Origin of the sequence: Streptomyces sp. MK7, from assembly GCF_032658145.1 — a bacterium.
Lineage (GTDB): Bacteria > Actinomycetota > Actinomycetes > Streptomycetales > Streptomycetaceae > Streptomyces > Streptomyces spiralis.
Genome location: NZ_JAVACL010000011.1, coordinates 74,461 through 99,489, shown reverse-complemented (window position 1 = coordinate 99,489; position 25,029 = coordinate 74,461). Strand labels below are relative to the sequence as shown.

The following is a 25,029-nucleotide window of genomic DNA, read 5'->3' as shown; positions in this document are numbered from 1 at the left end:
GCTTCACTGAAGCAGTGGCTGAGCCACTGAACCAGTGAGTCCTCGCACCACTGAGCGCAGGTCTGGAGGTCCTCCGTGGCCGTGGAGAGCATTCACCGCCGATCCGTGGTCGACGTGCTGGAAGCCAGGCTGCGCGAGGACATTCTCGGCGGCACGCACGAACCCGGCTCCCTGCTGCCCCCCGAGCGGGAGTTGGCCGCCGGGTACGGCGTCACACGCACCACCTTGAAGCACGCCCTGACCCGACTGGAGAAGGCGGGGCTGCTGAGCACCCGGCACGGCATCGGCACCCGGATCCTGGACTATCTACGACTCGGCGGCGCCGAACTGCTCCCGGTGCTGGCGGCGCAAGACCCCGCGTGGCTGAGGGAGATCTTCGAGGTGCGACGGCACATCGGGACGCTCATCGCCGGCCGCGCGGCGGTTCGGCGCACGGCGCGGCAGGCCCGGCTGCTGGAAGAACTGCTGCACCGAGTGAGCGCGGCCCCGGACGCGGACGCCGCCCAGCTCGCCGACGTGGAGGTGCACCGGGAACTGGCACGGGCCACCGGGAACCGGGTCTACCTGCTGCTCACCAACACGCTGTTCAACGCCTACCTCCCCGTGCGGGGAGCCCTGCGGGCACCGTTCGAGGACCCCGCGGAGGCGTCGAAGCGGCTCGCGCCGGTGGTGCACGCCGTGACCGGTCACCGGAGCGAGGAGGCGCAGCGCGCGGCCGAAGCGTACCTGCGCGACACCGAGAAGATCATGTTGAGCTCACTGGATCACGCCCGGGCGCGCTCGGCCGACGACGACTCCGCATAGGAAACGCCTCCGCGCAGGAGGCGAAGACTTCCGGGCTGTTCCCGCCCCGTTCGCACGTATGTCATGTTCGCGTCAATCACCGCAATCATCCGCACGACACGCCGAACCAGCAGAAGGAGCATGATGAGCAGAGCAAGCAAGCGGCGCCGCACCCTGATCAGCGTGATGCTGTCGGCCGTCATCGCCGGCAGTGTGCAGCCGGCGATCGCCTCGACGGCCGCGAACCCGGGCGGCCAGGTCCCGCCCGCTCCGCACGCACAGGTCCGCGGTGTCGAGGAGTCGGTCGCGCGGTCGCTTTCCTCCTCACTCCGCGATCCGCGGTGGAGGGCGCAGGTGCGCTCGGCCGCGCTCGGCACGCGAGAGGTGGATCTGCAGGCGCTGGCCGGCCAGGCCGTCGATGAGGCGGGCGGCCGTCTGCGGGCTTCGGTCTCCACCGCCGACCGGCGTATCACGGCCCTGAAGGGGCTGCCCGAGTCGACGGGATCGCTGTTGCGGGTACGCCTGGGTGCGCCCTCCATGCGCGCGCGTCTGCGTGCCGACACCACCCCCTGGGTCGCCGTCGCGGCAGCCGACGACCACGCCACGACCCTCACGGCCTACGACAGCCAGGGCGGCCGTCACACCGTGGAGACCGCCCGGATACCCCAACGTCCGCTCTACGTCCTGGACATCGACGTCTCCAAGGCTCACCGGGCCGGCATGGCAGTGCTGCGTGACGCGCTCGCCGCGGACGGCCTCGACCGGCTGCCGGACAAGCCGGTGAGCACTCTCGACGCGGCGGGCTGGTGGGCCACCAAGGTCACCGGCGTCGAGGTGAAGGACGACGAGGAGCCCTGGTTCAAGGGCGGAGCCGAAATGTTCTCCCTGGTGACCGGCTTCGGGCTGGACGGCAAAGTACGCGTCGACTCCGTCGACATGCCGTACCTGGACGACGACAACACCGTCTACTACCCGAACCAGATCCTGGTCAACTGGTCGAACTACAAGTACAACCTCGCCGACGTCGTCATGATGGAGGACGACGACGGCACCAACTACAAGGCGCTGGCCCAGGCGCTCACGACAGCCCTGCTCACGGTGACCGACCAGGGAACCTACATCCCCCTGGTGAACGCGCTGCTGAGCGCGATGCCCGACTCCTGGTTCACCGATGACCCCGACTACGTGGACTCCTGGTACACCCTGTCGAAGAACTCCACCGGCCGGCTGAACGGCGCCGCGGGCAACGGCTGGATGACGGTCGAACCGTACTTCGTCGAGGAACTCTGACGCAGCCCGCGGCGCCACATCACCTGCTCGGGGCCTGTCCGGCGGATCCTGCCGGACAGGCCCCTGGTCCTGGGGAGGACTCAGCGCTTGAGCGTGAACGTGAAGTCGTCGGAGAGCCTGCCGCTCAGCCGGACCGCCGAAACGACTCTCCCCTCCGTGATCAGCCTCTCGACCGCGGCCCGCGAAAGACCGCAGCCTTCGGCGATCAGTCGCACCGGCCGGACAGGGATCCGCGCCGCGAAGCGGACCGAGACATCGATCACCTCGCGGTCCAGGTGATCCGATCCGCCGGTGTCGAGGCGCCAGGCGCCCGCCCAGTCGAGGGCTACACGGTTACGGCGCCGCACGACCGGATCCTGGAGCAGCTCGGCTGCCAGCCCAGGGTCGTTGTCGTGCATCCGGTCCAGCAGCTCAGGTCGGACGGAGCGCACATTCGTCCGCTCCAGGACCGTGAGCTTCGCCGTGTCCCCGCAGACGGTGCAGAGCACCAGGAGCCAGGCGTCGAGGAGCTTGTGGTTCGCGTTGACACGGAACTTGCCGTTGGCCCGGAAGCGCTCTGACGAGCACGTGTGGCAACGGCGGAGGACGGTCGGCAGGCAGGTGGGCATGACCACCCAGCTGGTGAGCACAGAAGTACACCGGTTTCAGTGAGAAGTCCGCAGCAAGAAGCAGCGCGGCGCACATGCGCGACGCGCGACGAGTCAGCGCTCGGGAGGTCTCACAGGGTGTACAACGGCACGTCCTTCACCAGACGACTGGGTTCGGCTGCACGGTAGCGGCGCGCAGCGGCGGTGCTCCACTGGTTTTCGAGCGATCCGGGTCATGCCACCCGCGGTCGACGAGACACCCCCCAGGTTCTGGCCTCGCCGGTTACGGCCCGTGCCGTGCCCTCTCGGCGGGCCACCGCCACTCCCAGGACGCCGACGATCAGCAGGACGACTACGGTGCCGAGGCTGAACGCCTCGAACGAGGCGCGGGAGACGCCCCGGACGTCGTGGAAGACGTAGTCGATGCCGAAGAGCTGTTCCAGCACTCCGGGGAAGAGCGCCGACCACGAGCCGATGAGGATCCAGGCGTAGACGAGCGCGCCGCAGAGCAGGAAGCCACGGGTGCCGATGGGAACGCGATAGGGCCGCGGGACGTCCGGACGGCGGATCCTGAGCAGGACCAGTGCGGGGATGACGACCAGGTAGGACAGCAGCAAGGTGGTGACCGCGACGGTGAGCACCACGGCGAACACATCGGCCGCGTCGCCGTTCGCGAACCGCATGGCGGCGAGCATGAACACCGTGGCCACGGCTCCGGAGAGCAGGTTGGTGCGTACCGGCGTACCGAGCCGCGGGTGGAAGGTGCCGAGGGCGCGGGTGAAGAAGCCGCCGTCGGCCGCGGCTGTGCTACCGCGCCAAACATCGTCGGAGGCGCCCGGAAACCTGTCCAACAGATGTTTCCATTATGAACGAACTGATTTTCCGATGTGACGGCCGCACTTCGCCGATGCAACCGTGCGGCCCGGCCGGATGTCTTCGATGGTGAAAGCACTGTCCCCTTGGGAAGAAAGATCGGGGGGGCGAAATGCACCACCATCCGCGCCGTGCGGCCCTCGCCGCGGGCCTCCTTCTCACCGCCGCCGCCTGTGCCACGATCCCCGCCTCGGCCGCCCCGCGGACCGGGGCGACCGGGAAGGCCCCGGCGACCGCGCTCGTCGTGCACGCCCGATGGGGCGGACACTGCACCTTCGACCGACTCGTCATCGACGTCCGGGGCACCATGCCCCCGGTCGCCGTGAAGCCGGTCGAGGAACTGCGCTACGACCCCTCCGGGAAGCATGTCCCCCTGCCCGGCAGGCACTTCCTCCGGATCAGCCTCTCGCCGGCCGTCGCGCACGACACGGCGGGACGGCCGGTCCACCAAGGACCCCGGCTGGTGAAGATCCCTCTGACCCAGCTCAGGGGCGTTGCCCTGACCGGCGACTTCGAGGGCGTCGTCGGCTTCGGGGCCGCCTTCCACGCCAACCCCGTCTACCACGCCTTCACACTCCACGACCCGGAGCGCTTCGTCGTGGACGTCAGGCACGCCGACCGCTGTGCGTGACACCGCCATCGGTGAACGGCACACCCGTCCCTCCGGCGGCAAGCGATCCGGGGCGTCATCTGATCACCGGCGCACGCGAAGACGGCTTCGCGGAGCAGGTGACCCCCGATACGGTGATCGTCGTGCTTGCCTGCGGGAGCAGCCGTCGGCCGCGGTTGCCGGACCAGGGACGAAGGGGGCGATGGATGCGGGTCGATCAGATATGGCGGTATCCGGTGGAGTCGGTGGGCGGTGAGCGCCTGACCGCCGCCGCGGTGGGTGCGCCGGGCATCGAGGGGGACCGGGTCGTCGCCGTCCACGACGAGCGGGACGAAGTCACCTGGGCGGGTGCGATTCCGGCGCTCATGCGGCTGCGGGCGGTCGCCGTCGGGCCGGGCCTGGCCGAGCTGATCCTGCCGGACGGCCGGCGGTTCCGCTCCGACGCGCCGGACGCCGCCGACCGGCTCAGTGCCGCGGTCCAGGCCGCGGTCAGGCCGGCCGAGCACCGGCCGCCGCACCCGCCGGACGCCGCGCTTCCTGTGATGACGACGACGGCGCTGCGCAGCCTGGGGGCGGCGCTGCCGGACAGTGCGCTGGACGCCAGCCGGTTCCGGCCCAACCTGGTGCTCGACGACGTTCCCGGCGGGGTGGACGGCGACCAGGCGAGCGGGTACCCCGAACACGAGTGAATCGGCCGCCGGATGGCCATCGGCTCACTGCGGTTGCGGTTCACCGGGGGATGCGACCGCTGTGTGATGATCACCAAGGAGACGCCGACCGTCCCGCACGACCGCTCCGTGCTCCGCTGGGTCGCCCGCGAGCTGGGCAACACCCTCGGCGTGTACGCGGCGGTCGGGACACCGGGCCGGGTCCGTGTCGGGGACACGGCGCGCTGGCTCTGAGGGCGGGTCCGACTGTCCTGAGGGCCCGGGCGGCACGCGCACGCCGGTCCTCCTCAGGCGGTGGCCTCGTCGAGGAGTTCCAGTACGTGCCGGTAGGGGCGGCCGGTGGCGCGGGTCATGCCCATCTCGCAGGTGCGGTTGCAGGAGGCGTACGCGTCGTACGCGCCCGCGGTGATCTCGGCCGCCTGGGCTGCCGTGGCCGCCGCGGTGATCTCCGGGTGGAGCAGACCGCGGTCGCCCGCGAACGCGCAGCAGCCCCAGTTCTCGGGAACGCTGACCGTGTCGCTCACGGCCGCGGCCACGGCGCGCAGGGAGCCGTCGATGCCCAGGTGCGCGGTGGAGCAGGTGGGGTGCAGGGCGAGGCTGCCCAGGCGGCGGGGTTCGGGCAGGGCGGGCAGCAGGTGCTCGGCGGTGAAGACGACGCTGTCGACGAAGCGCAGGGAAGCGAAGCGGGTGCGGTCCGGTTCCGGGACCGCGTCGAGCAGTTGCTCCAGGCCGTGGGTGCACGAGGAGGCGTCGCAGACCACGGGCAGCCGGCCGTGGTCGCTGGCCTCCCACAGCGCCTCGAGTGTGCGGGCGGCCATCGTCCGGTGCCCGGCGGTGTACCCCTTGGACTGCCAGGGTGTTCCGCAGCACAGGCCCGCCAGCCCGCTGGGCACGGTGACGGCAACGCCTGCCCGTTCGCACAGCCGTAGGAAGGCGGCCGCCGCGCCCCCCGTTGCTCCGGTGGCCGCCTCGGGGGCGAAGACGCTGCCGATGCAGGCGGCGAAGAACACCGCGCGTGCCGTCGCGGGCCGCCGGGGCGTGGGGCGGGGCGGGCCACCGCGCGGGATGTCGTCGGTCCAGGCGGGCACGAGTTCCCCCGCCCCGAGCCGCCGTACCGCTCCGGTGGCGGCACGCAGCGCGGGGGCGGGCAGGGCGTGGGCGGTGTCGAGCGCGGCGCGCACGCCCTTGACCGCCGTGCCCCAGTGCCGGGCCGCGGCGTTCCCGGCGCGCTGCGCGGTGGCGCCGTGGCGTTCCGCGCGCAGGCGCTTCATGACCGCACCGGTGTCGATGGTGACCGGGCAGGCGGTGACGCAGAGGCTGTCGGCCGCACAGCTGTCGACGGCCGCGTAGGTGTAGTCGGCCTCCAGGACGCGGCGGCGTTCGTCGTCCCCGGCGGCGGTGGCCAGCGCGATCTCGCGCTGGAGGGCGATGCGCTGACGGGGTGTCGTGGTGACGTCCGCGCTGGGGCAGACGGGCTCGCAGTAGCCGCACTCCACGCACGCGTCCACGGCGGGGTCGACCTTCGGGACGCTCTTGAGGCTGCGCAGGTGCGCGGCCGGGTCGTCCGCCAGGAGCACACCGGGGCTCAGGACGCCGTGCGGGTCGCACAGGCGCTTCAGCTCGCGCATGATGTCGTGCAGTTCGTCGCCGTACTGGCGGCGGACGAAGGGGGCCATGGCGCGGCCGGTGCCGTGCTCGGCCTTGAGTGTGCCGCCGGCGTCCAGGACCAGGTCGACCATGGCGTCGGTGAACCGGGCGTAGCGTTCGGTCTCGCGGGCGGAGTCGAAGTCCTGGGTGAGCATGAAGTGCAGGTTGCCGTCGCGGGCGTGGCCGAAGATCACCGCGTCCTGGTAGCCGTGCCGGTCGAAGAGGCCGATCAGGCCTTCGCAGGTGCCGGTCAGCCGTTCCATCGGCACCGCGATGTCCTCCAGGAGCGCGGTGGTGCCGGGACGGCGCGCGCCCGCGACCGCGGTGTACAGGCCCTTGCGCAGGTGCCAGAGCCGGGACCGGACGCGCGGGTCGCGGGCGAGTGCCGTGCCGGTGACGGCGGGCAGGCGGTCCAGGACCGGCTGCGCGGTGGCCACCGTCTCCTGGAGCAGTTCGGCGCTGTCCTCGGCGAACTCGACCAGCAGGGCGGCATGCCGTTCGACGCGCAGGCCGCGCAGTTCGTCCACGGGATCCGGGGACCGCTGGGCCACGCGCAGCGACGCGGCGTCCAGGAGTTCGGCGGTGCGGGCGCCCGCGGCCAGGAGTGCGGGCAACGCGTCGGTGGCGTCGGCGAGTCCGGGCAGCACCAGCAGGCCGGTGGCGGTGTGGGGCAGGAGCGGGACCGTACGGAAGACGGCTTCTCCCACGAAGCCCAGCGTGCCCTCGCTGCCGATCATCAGGTGGGCGAGGATGTCGGCCGGCTCGGTGTGGTCCAGGAACGAGTTCAGGCCGTACCCCATGGTGTTCTTCATGGAGAAGAGCCGCTCGATGGTGGCGCGTGAGGCGGCCGAGGCGCGGACGCGGTCACGCAGCCGCAGCAGTCCCGCGTGCAGTTCGGGCTCGCGGGCGCGCAGCGCCTGGTCGGCGTCGGGGGCCGCGGTGTCGACCACGGTGCCGGAGGGCAGCACGCACTGCAGGGACTCCATGGTCCGGTAGGCGTTGTCCTGGGTGCCGCAGTTCATGCCGCTGGAGTTGTTGGCCACCAGGCCGCCGATGGTGCACGCGGTCTCGCTGGCCGGGTCGGGGCCGAGTCGGCGGCCGTACCGGGCGAGGCGCGCGTTGGCCTGACGTACCGTCAGGCCTGGTTGCAGCCGGATGCGCCGGCCCTCGTCGAGGACCTCGGCGGTGCGCCAGTGGCTGCGGACGTCCACGAGGATGCCGTCGCCGCCTGCCTGCCCGGCCAGGCTGGTGCCGCCCGAGCGCAGGGTCAGCGGCAGTCCGGCCGCGCGTGCCGCGGCCATCAGGGCGCCGACCTCGGCCGCGGACGCGGCGCGCACGACGGCCCGGGGCGTGAACAGGTACGGCGACGCGTCGTGGGCGGTCGCGATGCGGCGGGGCAGCTCGGTGCTCACCCTGGCCGGGTCACTGACACACCCGGCCAGGAGTTCGGCGAGACCGGCGGCCGGTGCGGGCGGTGTGGCGTCGGTGCGGCTCATGGGTCCTCGGTGCTGGAGTGGCAGGTCAGGGGGCGATCCGCAGCAGGCGCGGCGGATGTGCGGCGGGTTCGGGCAGGCGCAGCGGCGCCCGGCCCGGGGTGATGCTGCCCAGCAGTGTGGCCCGGCGCGCTCCGGTGCCCGACGTCAGCGTGCCGGGCAGGCCGTGGGCCGTGAGGAAGCCCAGGATCGCGAAGGCAAGCGCCTCCTTGGCGTCGGAGGGCAGGCCCAGGTCGTCGCTGGGGCGCAGCGGCACGCCGGGCAGTTCCTCGGCGATCATGCCCATCAGCACGGGGTTGCGGGTGCCGCCGCCGGAGGCGACCAGCTCGGTGACCCCGTGGGCGCGGCAGGCGTCGGCGACGGTGACGGCGGTCAGCCGGGTCAGGGTGGCGAGCACGTCGTCGGGTCCGGGGGCGGGCGTGGCCAGTGCGTCGAGCGCTCTGTGCAGATAGGGCAGGTGGAAGTGTTCCTTGCCGGTGCTCTTCGGGGCGGGCCTGCGGTAGTAGGGGTCGTCCAGCAGGATGCGGAGCAGCTCGGGGTGGGTGCGGCCGGCGGCGGCCCTGCGGCCGTCCTCGTCGTAGGCGGCGGCGCCGTCGGTGAAGTGCCGTACGGCCGCGTCCAGCAGGGCGTTGGCCGGGCCGGTGTCGAAGGCCAGCGGCTCGGCTCCCTGCACGAGGACGGTGACGTTGGCGATGCCGCCGAGGTTGAGGGCCGCGGGTGTGCCGTGGAGGGCGCGCAGCAGCAGGGTGTCGGTCATGCCGACCAGCGGGGCACCCTGCCCGCCCGCGGCCACGTCCCTGCTGCGCAGGTCGGAGACGACCGGGAGGCCGGTGGCCTCGGCGATCCAGGCGGGCTGGCCGAGCTGGAGCGTGCCGCGGACGGTGCCGTCCTCGACCCAGTGGTGCAGGGTCTGGCCGTGGGAGACCACGAGGTCGGCGGTGCCCTCGCACACGTCGTGCAGGGCGCGTTCGGCGGCGCCGGCGAAGGCCTGGCCGATGCCGGTGTCCAGGGCGCACACGGCCTGGGTGGTCGTGGCGGCCGGCGGCAGGGTGGCGGCGATCAGGTCCCGCACCTCGTGCGGGTAGGGGACGGACAGGTGGCCGAGGGGACGCAGCAGCAGGGTGTCGCCGTCCAGGGTGAGGTCCGCGGCGGCGGCCTCGATGGCGTCGTAGGAGGTGCCCGACATCAGGCCGATCACTCGCACGGCGCCTCCCGGTGTACGTTCCGCCGCGCCGGCGGGGTCGGTTGCGGCACGGTTGTTTCCTCCAGGGGTGGGTGCGGGGCCGCCGTGGCGGCGGCCCCGCAGCGGGTGGTCACTCCTGGCCGGCGGCCACGACCCGGTCGGGGCCCAGGCCCGGCTCGTCGTCGCCCGCGGGGACCTCGGCGATCTCGGGGGCGCGGTGGAACAGGCTCATCAGGCCGCCGACGACCAGGGTGATCAGCACGCCGAGCGGCACCAGCCACTGGGCGGCGATCGCCGTCGGCACGGTGGCGCCGGCCACGGTCACGTCGATCTTCACGTCGCGCACGACGTACGTCATGACGCCGACCGTCACCAGGAACGCCACGACGGAGTCGATCTCGTTGGCCCGGCGGACGAGCCGGCCCAGCAGGAACGCGCCGAGCAGCGCGCCGTAGGTGTAGCCGGCGATGGTCAGGCCGGTGAGGTAGACGTTGCCGGTGCTGGTGCTGAAGGCGCAGGCGAAGATCGCCATCAGCACCGCCCACACCAGCGTCATCACGCGGGCGAGCTTGAGCAGGAACTCCTCGGAGGGAGTGCCGCGGAAGAAGCTGTGGATGATGTCGGCGACCGTCGAGTTCGACATGGAGTTCAGCGCCGAGGACAGCGAGCCCATGGCCGCGCCGAGGATGCCCGCGACGAGCAGGCCCGAGATCACCACGGGCAGCCCGTGCAGGATGAAGTTCGGGTAGAGGTTGTCGGAACTGGTCAGGCCCAGGTCCTGGAAGCTCTTGCCCTGGTTGTACGACCACAGCAGGGCGCCGACGAGGGAGAAGGCGGCGAACTGCAGGGTGACGAAGACACCGGAGGCGATCATGGCCTTCTGGCCGTCGCGCAGCGACCGGGTGGCCAGGACGCGCTGGACGATCAGCTGGTCGGAGCCGTGGCTGGCCATCGCGAAGATCGCGCCGCCGATGATCGCGGTCGGCAGGGCGAACGGGCTGGTGAGGATGTGCGCGAGGTCGAAGTTCGTGTCGAAGAGCTTGAAATGGCCCGTGTGCAGGGCGCTCGAGAATCCGTCACCGCCGACGTGGCCGGAGAGCACGGCGATGGCGAGGATCGCGCCGCCCAGGTAGAGGCCCATCTGGATGGCGTCGGTCCAGATGACCGCCTTGATGCCGCCGAGGTAGGTGTAGACGACGGTGATCAGGGTGAGCACGATGATGATGGTCCGGTAGCCGGTGTGCACGCCGAACTCGTCGAGCAGCAGCTTGATCGGGATCGCGGAGGCGAACAGCCGGACGCCCTCGGCGAGGAGCCGGGTGAAGACGAAGGTCACCGAGGCGAGACCTTGGAGTTTGAGCCCGAATCTGCTGCCCAGGTACTGGTAGGCGCTGACGAAACCGCCGCGCTTGTAGAGCGGGATCAGCACGGTGGCCACCACCACGCGGCCGATGACGTAACCCAGCGCGAGTTCGACGTTGCCGAAGCCCTGTCCGCTGTAGGCGCCGCCGGGGACGCTGATGACGGTGAGCACGCTGGTCTCGGTGGCCACCACGGAGAACGAGACGGTCCACCACGGCATGTGTCCTTCGCCGACGAAGTAGTCCTTCGACGTCTTCTGGCGGCCGGCCAGGCGCAGTCCGATCATGGCGATCGCCACCAGATAGACGACGACCACCACGAGGTCGAGTTGGCGCACGCTCACTCCTAAGCAATGGCCGACGGGTTCGCCGGCCGGGTGGGGACAGGGGACGGGGTCGTCGTCCGTCGCAGGCGGACGACGTGTGGTTCGTGCGGTGCCGACGTGTTCAGCGCCAGCAGGCGTGCGCCGTCCAGCGGGTCCCCGAGCGGGGGCCGCAGGTGGAGGGGGCGCGGGGAGGCGGCGAGTGCCGAGCGCAGCGGGGCGAGGAGCGGTTCGCCGAGGCCGGTGAGCCCGCCCGTGACGGTGACAGGGAGGGCGTCGCCGCCGATGCGGCGGGCGGCGGCGACCACCGCCTCACCGAGTGCGGTGGCGGCGTCGCGGATGATCGCGGCCGCGGCGGCGTCCCCCGCGGCGGCCGCACGGGCCACGTCCGGGGCGAAGGAGGCCGCGTTGCGGGCCGGATTGCCGCCCCGGCCGACGGCCGAGGGCAGCCGGTCGGGATCGCCGAAGCGCTCCACGGCGGCGGCCAGCAGCGCCGTGTCCGGTCCGCGTCCGTCGTGGGCGCGCAGTGCGGCCCGCAGTCCGGCGGAGCCGATCCAGGCACCGCTGCCCTCGTCACCGAGCCAGGGGCCCCAGCCGTCGACGCGGGCGTAGGACCCGTGGTCGCCGATGCCGACGGCGACCGAGCCGGTGCCGATCGCGAGCACGACACCGGTGCGGCCGCCGAGGGCGCCCGCGTGGGCTGTGACGGCGTCGCTGGTGACGGCCACCTCGTCCGCGGGCAGGTCGTGCAGGAGCAGGCCGGCCAGTTCGCGGGCCGCCTCCGGTGCGGAGGCCGCCCCCGCCGCGCCCACGCACACCGCCGCGAGCCGGGGCAGTGGCCGCCCTTCCAGGAGCGGCAGGACGGCGGCGCGCACGGCGTCCCGGGCCATCGCCACTCCGTTGTCGGCGGCGAGCCCAGGGGCTCCGGGCACGTCGTGGATGTCGCGGGCGGGGCCGGTGCCGTCGTGCCACAGCACGGCACGGCAGCCGGTCTTGCCCAGGTCCACCGCCACTGCTGCTGTCATGCGCCACGCCTTCGTGTCTTCGGGGATCCGCCGCTCCGACGCGGTCACGGGACGGCCGGCTGACGCCGAAGGCCGGTGGCCGGCGCGGATGCGGTTCAGCGAGTATCGGAAGGCCAACATCCGGATGTCAATAAGTAACTTCATGCAATTCAGCACGTAACTTTTTGACGTGACGCCCGACGCATGGTTAACGTGTCGCCCAGCCACTGTGAAGGGAACCCCCATGGCCCGCCAGGAACCACCCCGTGCCTCAGCCCAGTCGGCGCAGGACACCTCCCCGGCCGCGACCCTGGCGCGCGTCCACGCGGCACTGCCCTCCCTGCCCCCTTCGGAACGCCGGGTCGCCGAGGCGGTCCTGGCCGATCCGGCACAGGCGTCGGAACTGTCCATCAGCGCGCTCGCCGAGCGTGCCGCCACCTCCGTGGCCACCGTGATGCGCTTCTGCCGGACCATAGGGATCGGCAACTACCCGCAACTGCGCCTCACCCTCGCCGCGGCCGCGGCCCGCGAGAGCGCCCTCGGCGGGGAACGCCCCGCGCCGAGCACCGACATCAGCGCCACGGACACGCTCAGCGAGATCGTCAGCAAGATCATCTACAACGAGGTACGCGCTCTGGAGGACTCCGGGGAGGAGCTGGACGTCGAAGTGCTGCGGCACGCGGTCGACGCCGTGGCGGCGGCCCGGCGGATCGACATCTTCGGCGTCGGCGCCAGCGCCTTCGTCGGCCAGGACCTGCACCAGAAGCTGCACCGCATCGGCCGCATGGCGTTCGTCTGGACCGACCGGCACGCCGCCCTCACCGCCACCGCTCTCCTCGGGCCGGGCGACGTCGCCCTGGCCGTCTCCCACTCCGGGGAGACCGAGGACACCGTCGAACCCCTCCAGGCCGCCGCCGAGCGCGGCGCCACCACCATCGCCCTCACCAACGTGCCGCGCTCCAGCCTCGCGGAGAGCGCGGACCTCGTGCTGACGACCTGCGCCCGGGAGACCCCCTTCCGCTCCGGCGCGACCGTCAGCCGCATCGCCCAGCTCGCCGTCATCGACTGCCTGTTCGTCGGCGTCGCCCAGCGCTCCTTCGACGCCACGACCGCGGCACTGGAGAAGACGTACAGGGCCGTGTACCGCCGCAGGCGCCCCCAGGCGCAGCGCCGCGCCCCGGCCGGCGACTGACCCGCCGCCCGGCGACACCCCTGAGCACCACCCGAAAGGACGACCGCTCCGTGGACCTCAGCACACTCGGCACCGAAACCCGCAACGAACGGACCGCCGAACTCGACCGCATGCCGGTCTCCGAACTGCTCTCGGTCATGAACGCCGAGGACCAGACCGTCGCCCTCGCGGTACGCGACGCCCTCCCGGAGATCGGTACCGCCGTCGAGGCGGTCACCGAGTCGCTGCGGCGCGGCGGACGGCTGATCTACCTCGGCGCCGGCACCAGCGGCCGCATAGGCCTGCTCGACGCCGTCGAGTGCCCGCCGACCTTCGGCACTTCCCCCGACCAGGTCGTGGGCCTGCTCTCCGGCGGCCCGAGCGCCTTCGTCACGGCGGTCGAGGGGGCGGAGGACGAGCCCGAGCGGGCGGTCGCGGACCTCGACGAGATCGGCGTCGACGACAGGGACACGGTCGTCGGGCTCGCCGCCAGCGGCCGTACGCCGTACGTCGTCGGCGGCCTGAGGCACGCCGCCGCCAAGGGCGCGGTGACCGTGTCGGTCGCCTGCAACCGCGACGCGCTGATCAGCCGCTACGCCGACATCCCGATCGAGGTCCCCACCGGCCCCGAGGTCCTCACCGGATCGACGCGCCTCAAGGGCGGCACCGCCGAGAAGATGGTCTGCAACATGCTCTCCACCGCCTCGATGGTGCGTGTCGGCAAGGTCTACGGCAACCTCATGGTCGACGTCCGGGCCAGCAACGACAAGCTCGTCGACCGGGCCCGCCGCATGGTCGTGCAGGCCACGGGCGCCGACCCGGAGACCGCCGCCGAGGCCCTGCGCGCGGCCGGCGGCCACGCCAAGACCGCCGTCGTCATGCTCCTCGCCCAGTGCACGGCCGACGAAGCCGTGCGGCGCCTGGATGCGGCCCACGGCGACACACGGACGGCCATCGGCCGCCCCTGAGCCGGCCGTTCCGAGGGGTGTTCGCGGCCGAGGCCCGGTGCGGAAGGCGCCGAGACGGGGCACGGATGACGAAGACGTACGTCCGCTGCGAACACGGAAGGAATCGGCATGCCCCTGAGCCGCGAAGAGCGCGAGACGTTCCTTGCCGAACCGCACATCGCCGCGCTGGCGGTCGATGCCGGGGCGGGCAGGGGCCCGCTGACGGTGCCGATCTGGTACCAGTACGAGCGGGGTGCTGGCACCGTATGGATCATGACGGGGCTGGACTCCCGGAAGAACCGGCTGATCCAGGGCGCAGGCCGGTTCTCCCTGATGGCCGACCGGCTCGAACCCACGATCCGGTACGTCTCCGTCGAGGGGCCCGTCATCGACACGACACCCGCGACCGTCGAGCGGCTGCGGGAGATCTCGTCCCGCTATCTCCCGGCCGAGAAGGTCGACGCCTACGTGGACTTCGCGTGGAAGAACCACGGCGAGCAGGTCGTCGTCCACATGCGGCCCGAACACTGGGTGTCGTCGGACCTGGGCTCGGTATGACGGACACCCCCGCTCCGCGGCGCGACCCCGCATCGGGCGGGGCCGCGCCGACTCGGCTCACGGGCCCGACTCCGTACGTTCTCTGCCTTCTTGTGCCGGGACTTCGCCATCAGCATCAGCAGGCTCGCCCCTCCCTCGCCGAGGTGGGTCAACCCGGAGTGCCGCCACTCATGCAGATCCCAGCCCGTGCCCGGCTCACCGCCGAGGGCCGTGTGCTCGTCCAGCAGCATCCGGGCCTGCCCGTAGGAGAGGCGGGCGAGCCCGGTGTCCGGGCAGATGTCGAGCGGGCTGACGACCTTGCCGGGACCTGGCTTGCGGTGGGTGACGAACACCGGCCCGCGCGAACGGCCCTTGAGCAGGCGGGGCAGCAGCCGGGCGGTGCCCGCGTCCCAGTAGACCGTCTCCAGAACGAAGTCCTCGCGGACGGCGCCGCGGCGACGGGTACGTGGGCGGGCACCCTTGGCCTTCACCGGGGCGCGGCGCCCGGCGAGGTCGAGGTCCTCGATGTTGACGCCCAGGATCTCCTCGGCGCGGGCGACGGTCTCGTAGAGCATCCGCCACAGCGTCTTCTCCCGCAGTTCACCTCACGCCGCGCGATCAGCCGGTCGATCGCCATCTTCGAGCGGGCCGGGGTCTCGGAGTCCGGCGGGGTGAGCCGCTTCGCCCAGGCCGGGACCGCCGGACCGTCGTACCCGCGCTCACCGCACCAGCCCAGCCACGAAAGAACCGACGCACGCCGGGAATTCCAGGTGTTCACCGCGGAGCTGCGCCACAGCTGCTCCAGGGCCTCGCCGATCTCGTCGTCCGCGACGGCCGCCAGCGGCCGGCCTTCGCCGAGCCGCTCGGCGGTCTTGCCCACCCCGATCCCGTAGTTGCGGACCGTGTTCGGGTTGCCGAGCGAGTCGAGGAACACATCGGCCGCCGCACGGACAGTCAGCATCTTCCCTGCGGGCAGCTGTACGACGGCTGGCACCGTTTCCCCCTTGCCGCAGATAACGAGGTCGCTTCACGCACGGCCTGGCGGCTGTGACCGCAGGTCGCGGTCGGCTTTCCCGCAGATAATAGGGGCGTTATCTGCGGTGGTCGTCACGGAGGGTACAAGCGCCGGTTTTCGCTCCGATGTTCCTCAACCCCGTTGCACGAGCTACAGACGCCGTCGCCTCCGCACTTGGGGCAGTCCTTCTCTCCGGGAAACCCGTCGACTCCCTTTCCCCTGCATTTACGGCAATCGCCCTTCTTATCAGGACACAACTCGCATCGCGGCATTCCGGGTGGGGGTCGGTTGTTGGTATGACGGAGGGTTCGCGGTCGGCCTGTCTTATGGGGCGGCGGGTGCGGGCGGTGCCGGGAGCGGGACGGCGCTGGACGAGAGGGATGATGCAGGGATGATCACGCGTCGCGCCCTGGGCTCCGGTCCGTCCCTCTCCTCAACTCCAGTGCAGGGGGCACCTGGTGAGCGTCTGCTCGCCGTTGAGCGGGCCGCAGCCGGGACGGACGGCGCTCCCGTCCGAGAGGCGTCTGAGGGGCGTCTCAGCGGCCCGTACAGCGCGCCGGGCGTTGGGGCCGGGAGGGAGCGCCTCGCGCGCGTAGTGAGGGGCTGGAACCGGTTCCTCGGTGCCAGGCCCCCTTTGGACCTGACAGGCCCCTCAGAGCCGGGGGGCGAGGAACATCGGAACGAAAACCGCCGCCCCTCCCTGACGTTGACGTAGCACACCTGCCCGACGCCACGACACAGCGTGCGATGGCGTTAAGGCCCCACAGGGCGTCGAACCGGTTCACTAGCCGAAGCTGGCGAGCGATTAATTACACGGTATGAGTCGCAAGTTGGATTTGTCACATCGATCCCACCGCGCTGCCCTGCGCCTCCTGACACGAGAGACGTCGGCCCCTCAAGCCCCACCGACCTGGTCAGCACCCCTCGAAGGGAAGCGGGACCCTCAGGCGGACAGGAGACCTCCACTGGTCGGCCGATCATGAGATCGAAAGACCACGGAACCACAGGTAAGAGAGCAGTCCGTACAGACGCTGTTGTGAGGCAAGGGTCTTTTGGAGTGCTCCAGGAGACCCCGAGTGGGGACCATGACGCAGCTCACGCGACAGCTTCGCCGGCGGGGCATGCGTGATGCGACCCACGAAAGCGACCGGCCACTGCCATCCCCGACAAGGCCGGTCCACTGCATACTTCAGTCGTAGTGAGGGAGAACGGCAAAATGAAGCTCAAAAGGTTCACCCAGGCAGGTCTCGTCGCCGCCACGGTCGCCGTGGCCGGGCTGGGACTCGCCCTGCCCGCAGCGGCCAGCGGATCCGTCTCATGCGATGGGTACCGCTGCACGGCGTCCGCCGGAGCGGAGAGCAAATACTACGAGGCCCAGGTCGACAACAACCCCGGCAACGGTGCGGCGTCCTGGATTTGGGTGTATTCAAATAGTGGCTACCAGGCCCACGCCGACTACTACCTGGAGGGAGACTCGACCATGCACCAGTACTACAGCCCGGTGTACGGCGCGACCTCGATGAACTTGGGGAAGGATGTCACCGCCTTCCGAGTGTGCGGTTGGAACGGCGCCTTCGGTGATACCTGCACCTCGACGTGGGCCCACCCCCAGTACTAGAACCGAAAAGCGAGCGGCCGGGGCAGGCGACACGCACTCGCTACTGCAGACGTTAAGCAGACCAGGGACCACAAGGGCATCTCACTGAGCTCTTTCAACCTCAGCTCATGTGAGTGAAACGGTCTCGGCCATTGACGGGGCCAGGGCCTGAATGAATGGCGCCACGCCACTCGGCTCCGTCGTCCGAGACGTCACCTGATCCGTGGTCACTCTGAAGGGGCTCACTGAACCCCACGTCGGCCGCGCGTGATCAGTGAGCGGTCGCCGCCAGCACACAGAGACGCTCGGCCAGGAATCTCCCGGCCGAGCGTCTCTGTCATGCGTGCACCGCCACACAGCCGCGAGCTCAAGAATCGCATGACGAGCCGTCGGTTCCCGTTCGGCTGATCCTTCTCGGTCCCGCTCACCTCCCGGCCGGTGTCTCCCGTGTCTGTCCGTGTCGTCCGCTGTCCCCTGCCCTTCCCGGCTCCGACAGCCCGTCGGTCTGACCCTCGATAAGCGTTATCGAGGGTCAGAGTGATCGGCATGACGACCACCCCGCCACGCGCCGAACTCGTCCCCGCCGACGGACGGCCGGGCATCGAGCTGTCGGCCGGCGCCCAAGAGCGCATCCGGCAGTCCGTCCCGGACAACACCCGCCGCGCCTACGCACGCCGGCTCGACCGCTTCACCGCGTGGTGCGACGGGCACGGTGTGGCGGCGCTGCCCGCCGAGGCCGCCACCCTGACCGAGTACGTCAACCATCTCGCCGACCTCGACCAGGCCCCGGCGAGCATCGAGCAGGCGATCGCCGCGATCCGCACCGCACACCGCGTCAGCGGATACACGGGCCTGCCCGACACCGAGGGCGCCCGCCGCGTCCTCAGGACCCACCGCCGCGAGCGTGCCGAGAAGGGCCAGGGCAGGCGGCAGGCGCCGCCGGTGACCCTCGACCCGCTGCGCGCCATGGTCACCGCGGTGGACCCGGCCACCCTCGCCGGGCGCCGCGACCGCGCGCTCCTGGGCGACCGTTGCCTCATGCGGCACTGGCCAGGATTGTCGCAACACTCAGAGTGTTGCGAAGATCCCTGGAATCCGCCCACCTTCGCCCCACCGGTCAGGGTCTCACCAGCACCGTCCTGCACGACATCACCGGTCCGGTGGGCCACGCACAGCAGATCCTCACCGTCCGCCCAGGTACTGCGTGAGGTCCGGTCTCATCGTCCAGTCCCGGGGTTCCTGCGGGGCTGCTGGAGGGATGAGGGGCGGGTCCGGGGCTCCTGGGCTCCGGAGCCGGGGTGGCCGGTCACTTGCCGCCACGTCGGATGTGTGCCTCGGCGAGCAGGAGATAGCTGCTGGCGGTCCAGGTGTAGGCGCGGTCGCGCAGGCCCGTTCCGGTGAGGGCGTCGAAGTTCTCGGCGAAGCCGTGGGTCTCGCACAGGGAGCGGAAGCGGGCACCGATGTCGTCTGCCAGCCGGTGGTGGCCGGCCCTGCGCAGACCGTCCTCGACGAGGACGGTGGCGGGGGCCCAGATGGGACCGCGCCAGTAGCCGTCGGCGTCGTAGTGCGGTGAGGTGGGCAGTTCGGTGGCCAGGCCGTACGGCGTCAGGTGCGCCTTGATGCGGTCGGCCAGGGCGCTGCTGACGTCGCCGGGCAGATGTGCACCCAACACGATGGGCATCAGGTCCAGGAGGCCGGCGCTGCTCCAGGTGTTCCCGGTGCCGGCGCCGCGCGCCACGAACTTCTCGCCGGTCCAGAGTTGGTCGAGCAGCGCCGCACGGAGATCCTCCGCGACTCGCGCCCATCGCCCCGCTTGGTCCGTTCGCCCCAATTCCACTGCCAGGTCCTCGAGTTCGCGCACCTGGAGGATGAGGAAGGCGGCCAGGTCGGCGGTGACCACCACCCGCTCGGGGTCGAAGGTGGTGGCGTTGTCCCAGCCGCTGTCGTTGCCGTGCTGGTAGTGGGCCAGTTCGCTGCCGGGGGCTCGCCGTGCGGTGAGCCAGAAGTCCGTCCACCGTTCCAACCGGCCGTAGGTCTCGGCGAGTTCGGCGGCGCTGGGAGGCGTCGGCAGGCGGCGCCGCAGGTGGCCGTGGGCCCAGCCGTGGATGGGCGGTTTCACGAAGTTGTACAGGACCTCGGAGTGGGTGACCGAGTCGGGCAGGGCGCCACCGGGGTCCTGGTGGTCGAAGGGCAGGGCGAACTGGTCCTGAGCGAGTTCGGGGCATCCGGGAGCCAGGGCCAGGGCATTGAAGCAGTGATCCCAGCTCCACACCTTGTCCATCCAGTGTTTGGACATGAGTACGGCAGGCCGGGTGACCAGTCCTGTCGGGCGTACCGTCGCCGACCAGAGGACGTACGCGGCGAGTTCGGCGGCCGGGGTGGTGGAGGAGCGCCAGGGCGCCACCGCCTCGAGGAAGCCGGCGAACGCTCTCCGCGCGGACGCCACGGTCTCGCCGAAGGCCGCCGATGACCTGTAGGGCGGACGGGACGCGTCGAGTTCCTCGAGCGCTATCTCCCAGCTGCCGTCCGCGCCGGCGGTCGTGACGAGGCCGCGGTCGCCGTTGCCGAGTGCCTGGCCTCCGGCTGTGCGGGCGACGGCGCCGGCGAGCACGGTGACCCGGTAGCGGCGTCCGGTCTCGTACGACGTGAACACGTGCGCGTCGGCTGCCGGGTCGCGGAAGAAGTAGGTGCCGCTGAACGGGGTGAGGGCCTGCGCGGCTGCCGAGATCCTCAGGTCCAGGCCGCTCCCGCGCAGTCGAACGGTGTCCGGCGATGCGTAGGCGAGGTCGACGCGCCCGCTCCCACCGATCCAGCTGAGCAGGCCAGGTGTGGCCTCGACTCGGGTGTCGGCGCGGTCGCCGGTCCCCGGACGCAGGGGGGTCAGACGTAGAACGGCGTGCATGCCGTTCTGGTGGGAGACGAGGTGGAGGTCCTCGGCGTACGTCTTCTCCGCCACCACGGGCGAGATGTCGAACCAGGACCCTTGCGTGCTGAACGGAATGTCGTGGACGGAGAAGGCCGGACCGGATCGGGCGGCGGTCATAGGGGTGACTCGTTTCTCGGGCAGGGGGCATCCACCGTCCGACGGGCAGACGGTGGAGCCGGTGACGAAGGGGGAAGAGGTCAGTCCTTGACGGCGCCGGCGGTCACGCCGGCGGCGACATGGCGCTGGGCGAGGACGAGGATGACCGCGGCCGGCAAGGAGGCCACGACGGCGGTGGCCATGATGGCGTTCCACTGCTGGTTGTTGTTGCCGATGTAGTGGTAGATGCCGAGGGTGATCGGCTCGTGGGCGCCGCCGTTGACGAGGGTGCCGGCGAAGACGAAGTCCGACCAGGACCACAGGAAGGCGAACAGGGACACCGTGACGAGGGCGTTGCGGCTCATCGGCAGGACGATCGACCAGAAGGTGCGCAGGGATCCGGCGCCGTCGGTCTTCGCGGCCTGGAGCAGTTCACCGGGTATGCCGGAGATGAACGCGGTGAAGATGAGCACGGCGAAGGGCACGGCCAGGGTGGAATCGGCGACGATCAGTCCGGGGACCGTCTGGAGCAGGCCGACCTGGAGATAGATGGCGTAGAAGCCCATCGCCATGATGATGCCGGGGATCATCTGCGCGGCCAGCAGGACGAAGCTCAGGATGCCGCCGCCGCGCGGGCGCAGCTTGGCCAGCGCGTAGCCGGCCGGTGCGGCAAGGGCCACGGTCACGACGACGGTGCCCAGTCCGATGACGAGGCTGGTGCCGAGGTACGGCAACTGCTCGTCGAGGACCGTACGGTAGCCGGCCAGTGTGCCGTGGACGGGGAACACGTCCGGTGGGCTCTTGCGCATGTCCTGGTCGCGGGTGAGGGAGACGTTGAGCATCCAGTAGACCGGGAAGAGCATGACCGCGGTCAGCAGCAGGCCGACGGCCGTCTTGGCCCACGCGACTCTGGGGTCTCGGTTCATGACAGCGCCTGCTTTCGCTGGACCCGGACGTAGACCAGACCGAACACCAGGGCGGCGACGACGAGCAGGTTTCCCACGGCCGCGCCGGGGCCGAAGGCAGGCAGCAGATTGCCGAAGCCGAGCTGGTAGGACCAGGTGGCGAAGGTGGTGGACGAGTCCGCCGGGCCGCCCTTGGTCGTGATCCAGATGATGTCGAAGACCTTGAGCGTGTAGACCAGCCCCAGCAGCAGCGTGATCGCCGAGACCGGGCGAAGCAGCGGGAAGGTGATGCTCCAGAACCGGCGCCAGGCGCCCGCCCCGTCGAGGGCGGCGGCCTCGTACAGCCCGGCCGGGATCGACTGCAGGCCGCTGTAGAGGACCACCAGGTTGAAGGGGACGCCGATCCAGATGTTGGCGATGATCACGGAGGTCAGCGACCACGACGGTGAGGTCAGCCAGTTCACCGGCCCGACGCCGATGATGTGCAGGGCGGCGTTGACGATTCCGGAGTCGCTGTTGAGCATCCACGACCAGGTGGAGGCGGACACGATCAGCGGCAACAGCCAGGGCACCAGGAACAGGGCGCGCAGGGTCGCCGACAGCCGGAAGTGCTGGTTGAAGAAGACCGCCAGGGTCAGGCCGATGACGTACTGGAAGGCCAGGCACACAGCGGTGAAGACCACGGTGTGGAGCAGGGCCGGGACGAAGACCGGGTCGTCGAAGACGGTCCGGTAGTTCTTCAGGCCCGTGAAGGGCGCATCGCCCTGCACGAAGGAGCGGACCGTGTAGTTGCGCAGGCTGAGATCGATGTTGCGATAGAGCGGATAGGCGTAGAAGAGAGCGAGATAGAGGGTCACCGGGGCGAGGAAGCCCCAGGCGGCCCACTGCGTGGAGGCGGGCCGGCGCCGGGTACTGCCTCCGGCCGCCGGTGGAGCTGCCGTGACCGCCTCGTTCCGGGCCCGCACGGGCCCGTGGTCCGGCGGAAGTGCGGTCTGCTTCACCGGGCCCACGTCACTTCACCGCGGCCTGTGCCGAGGTGAGCGCGTCCTTGGGCGACTTGGACCCGCTGAGAGCGGACTGGACGGCCTTCCACAACTGTTCGGATATCTTCGGGTACTTGGTGCCAAGGTCGTCACTGGTGCGTCCCTTGGCCGACTTGACGGCGTCGACCCAGGGCTTCAGCCCGGGATTCGCCTCGACCTGCTTGTCCTGGACCTCGCCGGTGGGGGCCACGTAGGACAGTGTGGTGTCGGTGTCGTACAGGTTCTGGGTGCTGGTGAGGCAGGTGGCCAGCTTCTCGGAGGTGGCGTAGCGGCCGGTGTCGCTCTGCACCGGGATGGTGACGAACTCACCGCCGGTCGGGGCCGCCGCGGTACCTCCCGAGGCGGCGGGGATGGGCAGCACCCCGTAGTCGAAGCCGGTCTTCTCGGCGTTCGCGAGCTGCCAGGTGCCGTTCTCCGCGAACGCGTAGTCGCCACTGGCGAACTCCTGCCAGCTGGTCGTCTGGGTGTTGTTGAGCACCGAGTTGGGCGCGTAGCCCTGCTTCAGCCAGTCCTTCCACAGCGACAGCGCGGACACGCCCTGGGCGGAGTCGAGTCGGGTCAGCTGGGCGCCCGCGCCCCAGAACCACGGCAGGAACTGGAAGCTGCCCTCCTCCGTGCCGATCGCCGAGAAGGTGATGCCCTTCCTGCCCGCCTTCTTGACCTTCGCGAGCGCCGTCGTCAGCGACGTCCAGTCCTTGACGGAGGCTGTGTCGACCCCGGCCGCCTGGAGCACCTTCTTGTTGTAGTAGAGCGCGAGTGTGTTGGCTCCGATCGGCATGCCGTACGTCTTGCCGCCCGACTGTCCGGCCGCGAGGAGGTTGGGGTCCGCCTTCGAGGTGTCGAGCTTGTTGTCGGCGGTCGTGGTGAGCACGCCCGCCTCGGCCAGGGTCGACACCACCGGGTTGTCCACGATCAGGACGTCCGGCGAGTTGCCCTGCTGGGCCGCCAGCAGCGTCTTGTTGCCCAGGTCGCTGGTGTCGAAGCCGGTTCGCTTGATCTCCACGCCGGCTTTGGTGCCGCACTGGTTCAGCAGCTTCGCCCAGGCCGAGGCCTTGTCGAACTGCGGGTACGGGTCCCAGACGGTGTAGGTGCGGCTGTCCGCGCCCTTGCTGCTGCTGCCCGAGCCGGAGGAGCAGGCGGCGCCGAGGAGGGCGACTGCTGTCGACAGAGCCGCGGCGGTCAGCAGCCGCCGGGAGGAACTGTGCATGGCGGGTCCTTCGTTCTTGGCACACGGGTGCCGTGGGATCGGGGTGACGGGGGCGGGATGACGGGCGACGGCGGGCACGCCGAACGGCGACGGTGAGGGCGTCGGGTGCCGGGAGCGACGTGGGGAGTGACGCAGAGGGGGAATGATCGACGACTGGTGCAGGTCAGGCTTCGGCGGCGGATGTGCCGGTGGCGGGCCCGGTGCTGGCCCGCAGCGAGATCGGCGGCACGAGCAGGTGGTGCCGGGCGGGGCCGTCAGGACGGCCGAGCCGCTCGACCAGCAGGTCCACGGCCCGGCGGCCCATCTCTTCCGCCGGTACGTCGGCCGCGGTGAGCTGCGGTGTCACCGTCTCCGCCCATCGGCCGGCCACGACCCCGGTGACGGAGAAGTCGCGCGGCACATGGCGGCCCGCCCGGGCGAGCCCCCGGTACAGCCCGCCCAGGGCGGCCTCGTTCAGTGTGACCAGCGCCGTGGTGGCCGGCTCGTCGTGCAGTATCTGCTCCACGCAGCTCTGGCCCGACGCTGCGTCGTCCCCGCAGCAGTACGTGCGTACGGACAGCCCGCGCTCGGCCGCGGCCTTGGTGAACCCCTCCAGTCCCCGGTGCGCCGACTCGTACCCCGCTCGCAGGAGTTGTTCGGGCCGGTTGACGAAGGCGACCCGGTGGTGGCCGAGGTCGGCGAGGTGGTGGACGCAGGCTGCCGCCAGCGCGGTGTGGTCCAGGCCGACCCACCAGCCGCCCTCCGGACGGGCGGTACGGCCGATGGCGACGGCGGGGAAGTCCAGGGCGGCCAGGTGATCGACCCGGTCGTCCTCCAGCCTGATCTCCATCAGGATCGCGCCGTCGACCCGCCGCTCCCCCAGCAGCCGCTGAAAGGAGCGGTCACTGTCCATGCCGCTGGGTGACAGCAGCACGTCGTAGTCGTAGGCCGCGGCCGCCTCCACCACACTGCCGATGAAATCCAGCTGCATCCCCGTGTAGTGGTTCCCGGCCGGCGGGAAGACCAGGCCGATCGTGCGGGTCCGGCCATTGGCCAGGGCGCGCGCGCTGGCATTGGGCCGGTAGCCCAGCTCGTCGATGACCCGCTGGATCTTCCGGCGCGTCTCCTCCGACACCGGGCGCTTGCCGCTCAGCGCGTACGACACGGTGCTCCGCGAGACACCGGCCCGCCGGGCGATCTCACCGATGTTCACGACGACTCCTTGCTCGAACCGGTTCGACGCTCTTGACGACATGAGCGACCGCCGGTCGTCAGGGATGGAATGAGATGGGGGGCGAGGGCCGGTCGTCGAACCGGTTCGCGTGAAGCGAAGGTAGGAAAGCGGGGCCCCTCTGTCAACACCCCTGACGCACACGGTCCGTACGACCGCGGCTCCAGCGGCCCACCGCGTCGGAGGGATTGATGGCGGCGCGTCCCGATGCTAGCTTCGCCGAACCGGTTCGATGAAGCGACGCACCCGCCGACCGCGGGTCCACCTGCTCCACGGCCCCGCAGCACGGGCCGACACTCCCGGCTCCGTCACCCAGTTACTCGCACCTTTGCGCATCTGGTGCGAACCGGTTCGACAGCGCTGCTCACTCAAGGGATTGAGGACGCGATCCATGCCATCCGCTGACAGACCTGCCCGACGACTCCGGGTCCCGGCCGCCTTGGCCGTCGCTCTCGGCGCGGGCCTGCTGACCGCGCCGTCCGCCCCCGCACAGGCGGCGGACCCGCCCCGGCCCACTACACCTTCGACCAGGACGACATCGCCTCCGGAAAGA

Annotated in this window: 20 protein-coding genes and 3 pseudogenes; 11 read left to right on the top strand and 12 right to left on the bottom strand. The window is 70.9% G+C overall.

The window, feature by feature from the left end:
• Positions 1-81: 81 nt before the first annotated feature.
• Positions 82-804, top strand: coding sequence for a FadR/GntR family transcriptional regulator (locus tag R2S09_RS15435; protein ID WP_306185094.1), 723 nt, complete (start codon positions 82-84; stop codon positions 802-804).
• A 123-nt stretch (positions 805-927) separates the two neighbouring features.
• Positions 928-2,073 (top strand): DUF3103 family protein, encoded by a 1,146-nt coding sequence (locus R2S09_RS15430; protein WP_316741544.1) that lies wholly within the window; start codon positions 928-930, stop codon positions 2,071-2,073.
• A gap of 80 nt (positions 2,074-2,153) precedes the next feature.
• Here the strand turns inward: R2S09_RS15430 and R2S09_RS15425 are convergent, their stop codons facing one another.
• Both R2S09_RS15425 and R2S09_RS15420 read right to left on the bottom strand, forming a co-directional pair.
• Positions 2,154-2,702, bottom strand: a complete 549-nt coding sequence (locus R2S09_RS15425) for a DUF1062 domain-containing protein (protein ID WP_306185098.1) — start codon at positions 2,700-2,702, stop codon at positions 2,154-2,156.
• A gap of 191 nt (positions 2,703-2,893) precedes the next feature.
• A complete protein-coding gene (locus R2S09_RS15420; protein WP_316741542.1) occupies positions 2,894-3,511 on the bottom strand; it encodes an amino acid permease in 618 nt (205 codons plus the stop codon).
• 134 nt (positions 3,512-3,645) lie between these two features.
• Here R2S09_RS15420 and R2S09_RS15415 point away from each other — a divergent pair, with 134 nt between their 5' ends.
• The 3 genes from R2S09_RS15415 (at position 3,646) to R2S09_RS15405 (ending at position 5,045) form a co-directional block, all read left to right on the top strand.
• On the top strand, positions 3,646-4,164 hold the full coding sequence (locus R2S09_RS15415; RefSeq protein WP_316741541.1) for a hypothetical protein: 519 nt from the start codon (positions 3,646-3,648) through the stop codon (positions 4,162-4,164).
• 185 nt (positions 4,165-4,349) lie between these two features.
• Positions 4,350-4,832 carry an MOSC N-terminal beta barrel domain-containing protein gene (locus R2S09_RS15410; protein WP_316741540.1) on the top strand — a complete coding sequence of 161 codons (483 nt, stop codon included), beginning with the start codon at positions 4,350-4,352 and terminating at the stop codon, positions 4,830-4,832.
• A 12-nt stretch (positions 4,833-4,844) separates the two neighbouring features.
• Entirely contained in the window at positions 4,845-5,045 is a 201-nt protein-coding gene (locus R2S09_RS15405; protein WP_316741539.1) for an MOSC domain-containing protein, read from the top strand.
• 53 nt (positions 5,046-5,098) lie between these two features.
• Here R2S09_RS15405 and R2S09_RS15400 read toward each other — a convergent pair whose 3' ends face one another.
• The 4 genes from R2S09_RS15400 to R2S09_RS15385 form a co-directional block, all read right to left on the bottom strand.
• Positions 5,099-7,954, bottom strand: coding sequence for an FAD-binding and (Fe-S)-binding domain-containing protein (locus R2S09_RS15400; RefSeq protein WP_316741538.1), 2,856 nt, complete (start codon positions 7,952-7,954; stop codon positions 5,099-5,101).
• 25 nt (positions 7,955-7,979) lie between these two features.
• Complete coding sequence (locus tag R2S09_RS15395; RefSeq protein ID WP_306185110.1) at positions 7,980-9,155, bottom strand: anhydro-N-acetylmuramic acid kinase; 1,176 nt, start codon at positions 9,153-9,155, stop codon at positions 7,980-7,982.
• A 109-nt stretch (positions 9,156-9,264) separates the two neighbouring features.
• Positions 9,265-10,833: a sodium:solute symporter gene (locus R2S09_RS15390; protein ID WP_306185112.1), complete on the bottom strand. Its 1,569-nt coding sequence runs from the start codon at positions 10,831-10,833 to the stop codon at positions 9,265-9,267.
• 8 nt (positions 10,834-10,841) lie between these two features.
• Positions 10,842-11,843, bottom strand: coding sequence for a BadF/BadG/BcrA/BcrD ATPase family protein (locus R2S09_RS15385; RefSeq protein WP_316741535.1), 1,002 nt, complete (start codon positions 11,841-11,843; stop codon positions 10,842-10,844).
• Between the two features lie 223 nt (positions 11,844-12,066).
• Between R2S09_RS15385 and R2S09_RS15380 the strand changes: the two genes are divergently transcribed.
• The 3 genes from R2S09_RS15380 to R2S09_RS15370 all read left to right on the top strand — a co-directional run bounded on the left by R2S09_RS15380 (position 12,067) and on the right by R2S09_RS15370 (position 14,498).
• Positions 12,067-13,014 carry a MurR/RpiR family transcriptional regulator gene (locus R2S09_RS15380; protein WP_316741533.1) on the top strand — a complete coding sequence of 316 codons (948 nt, stop codon included), beginning with the start codon at positions 12,067-12,069 and terminating at the stop codon, positions 13,012-13,014.
• Positions 13,015-13,064: 50 nt separating this feature from the next.
• On the top strand, positions 13,065-13,961 hold the full coding sequence (murQ, locus tag R2S09_RS15375) for an N-acetylmuramic acid 6-phosphate etherase (RefSeq protein ID WP_316741532.1): 897 nt from the start codon (positions 13,065-13,067) through the stop codon (positions 13,959-13,961).
• Positions 13,962-14,069: 108 nt separating this feature from the next.
• Complete coding sequence (locus tag R2S09_RS15370; RefSeq protein ID WP_306185118.1) at positions 14,070-14,498, top strand: pyridoxamine 5'-phosphate oxidase family protein; 429 nt, start codon at positions 14,070-14,072, stop codon at positions 14,496-14,498.
• Between the two features lie 71 nt (positions 14,499-14,569).
• On the opposite strand, the pseudogene R2S09_RS15365 reads toward R2S09_RS15370, so the two are convergent.
• Positions 14,570-15,471: pseudogene (locus tag R2S09_RS15365) on the bottom strand (site-specific integrase); the annotation flags it as partial.
• Positions 15,472-16,708: 1,237 nt separating this feature from the next.
• Here R2S09_RS15365 and R2S09_RS15360 point away from each other — a divergent pair.
• The 3 genes and pseudogenes from R2S09_RS15360 to R2S09_RS15350 all read left to right on the top strand — a co-directional run.
• The gene (locus R2S09_RS15360; RefSeq protein WP_306185120.1) at positions 16,709-17,110 is read left to right on the top strand and encodes a hypothetical protein; all 402 of its coding nucleotides are present in this window, start codon (positions 16,709-16,711) and stop codon (positions 17,108-17,110) included.
• A gap of 525 nt (positions 17,111-17,635) precedes the next feature.
• Positions 17,636-17,857 (top strand): annotated as a pseudogene (locus tag R2S09_RS40575) (hypothetical protein); the annotation flags it as partial.
• A 341-nt stretch (positions 17,858-18,198) separates the two neighbouring features.
• Positions 18,199-18,297: pseudogene (locus R2S09_RS15350) on the top strand (thioesterase family protein); the annotation flags it as partial.
• A gap of 98 nt (positions 18,298-18,395) precedes the next feature.
• On the opposite strand, the gene R2S09_RS15345 reads toward R2S09_RS15350, so the two are convergent.
• The 5 genes from R2S09_RS15345 to R2S09_RS15325 all read right to left on the bottom strand — a co-directional run bounded on the left by R2S09_RS15345 (position 18,396) and on the right by R2S09_RS15325 (position 24,458).
• The gene (locus R2S09_RS15345; protein ID WP_316741527.1) at positions 18,396-20,132 is read right to left on the bottom strand and encodes an MGH1-like glycoside hydrolase domain-containing protein; all 1,737 of its coding nucleotides are present in this window, start codon (positions 20,130-20,132) and stop codon (positions 18,396-18,398) included.
• Positions 20,133-20,212: 80 nt separating this feature from the next.
• Positions 20,213-21,037 (bottom strand): carbohydrate ABC transporter permease, encoded by an 825-nt coding sequence (locus R2S09_RS15340; RefSeq protein WP_306185126.1) that lies wholly within the window; start codon positions 21,035-21,037, stop codon positions 20,213-20,215.
• Positions 21,034-22,017, bottom strand: coding sequence for a carbohydrate ABC transporter permease (locus tag R2S09_RS15335; protein WP_372337641.1), 984 nt, complete (start codon positions 22,015-22,017; stop codon positions 21,034-21,036). The genes R2S09_RS15340 and R2S09_RS15335 overlap by 4 nt, the downstream gene beginning before the upstream one ends.
• A gap of 10 nt (positions 22,018-22,027) precedes the next feature.
• A complete protein-coding gene (locus R2S09_RS15330; protein ID WP_306185128.1) occupies positions 22,028-23,266 on the bottom strand; it encodes a sugar ABC transporter substrate-binding protein in 1,239 nt (412 codons plus the stop codon).
• Between the two features lie 163 nt (positions 23,267-23,429).
• Positions 23,430-24,458, bottom strand: coding sequence for a LacI family DNA-binding transcriptional regulator (locus R2S09_RS15325; RefSeq protein ID WP_316741524.1), 1,029 nt, complete (start codon positions 24,456-24,458; stop codon positions 23,430-23,432).
• Positions 24,459-25,029 lie beyond the last annotated feature (571 nt).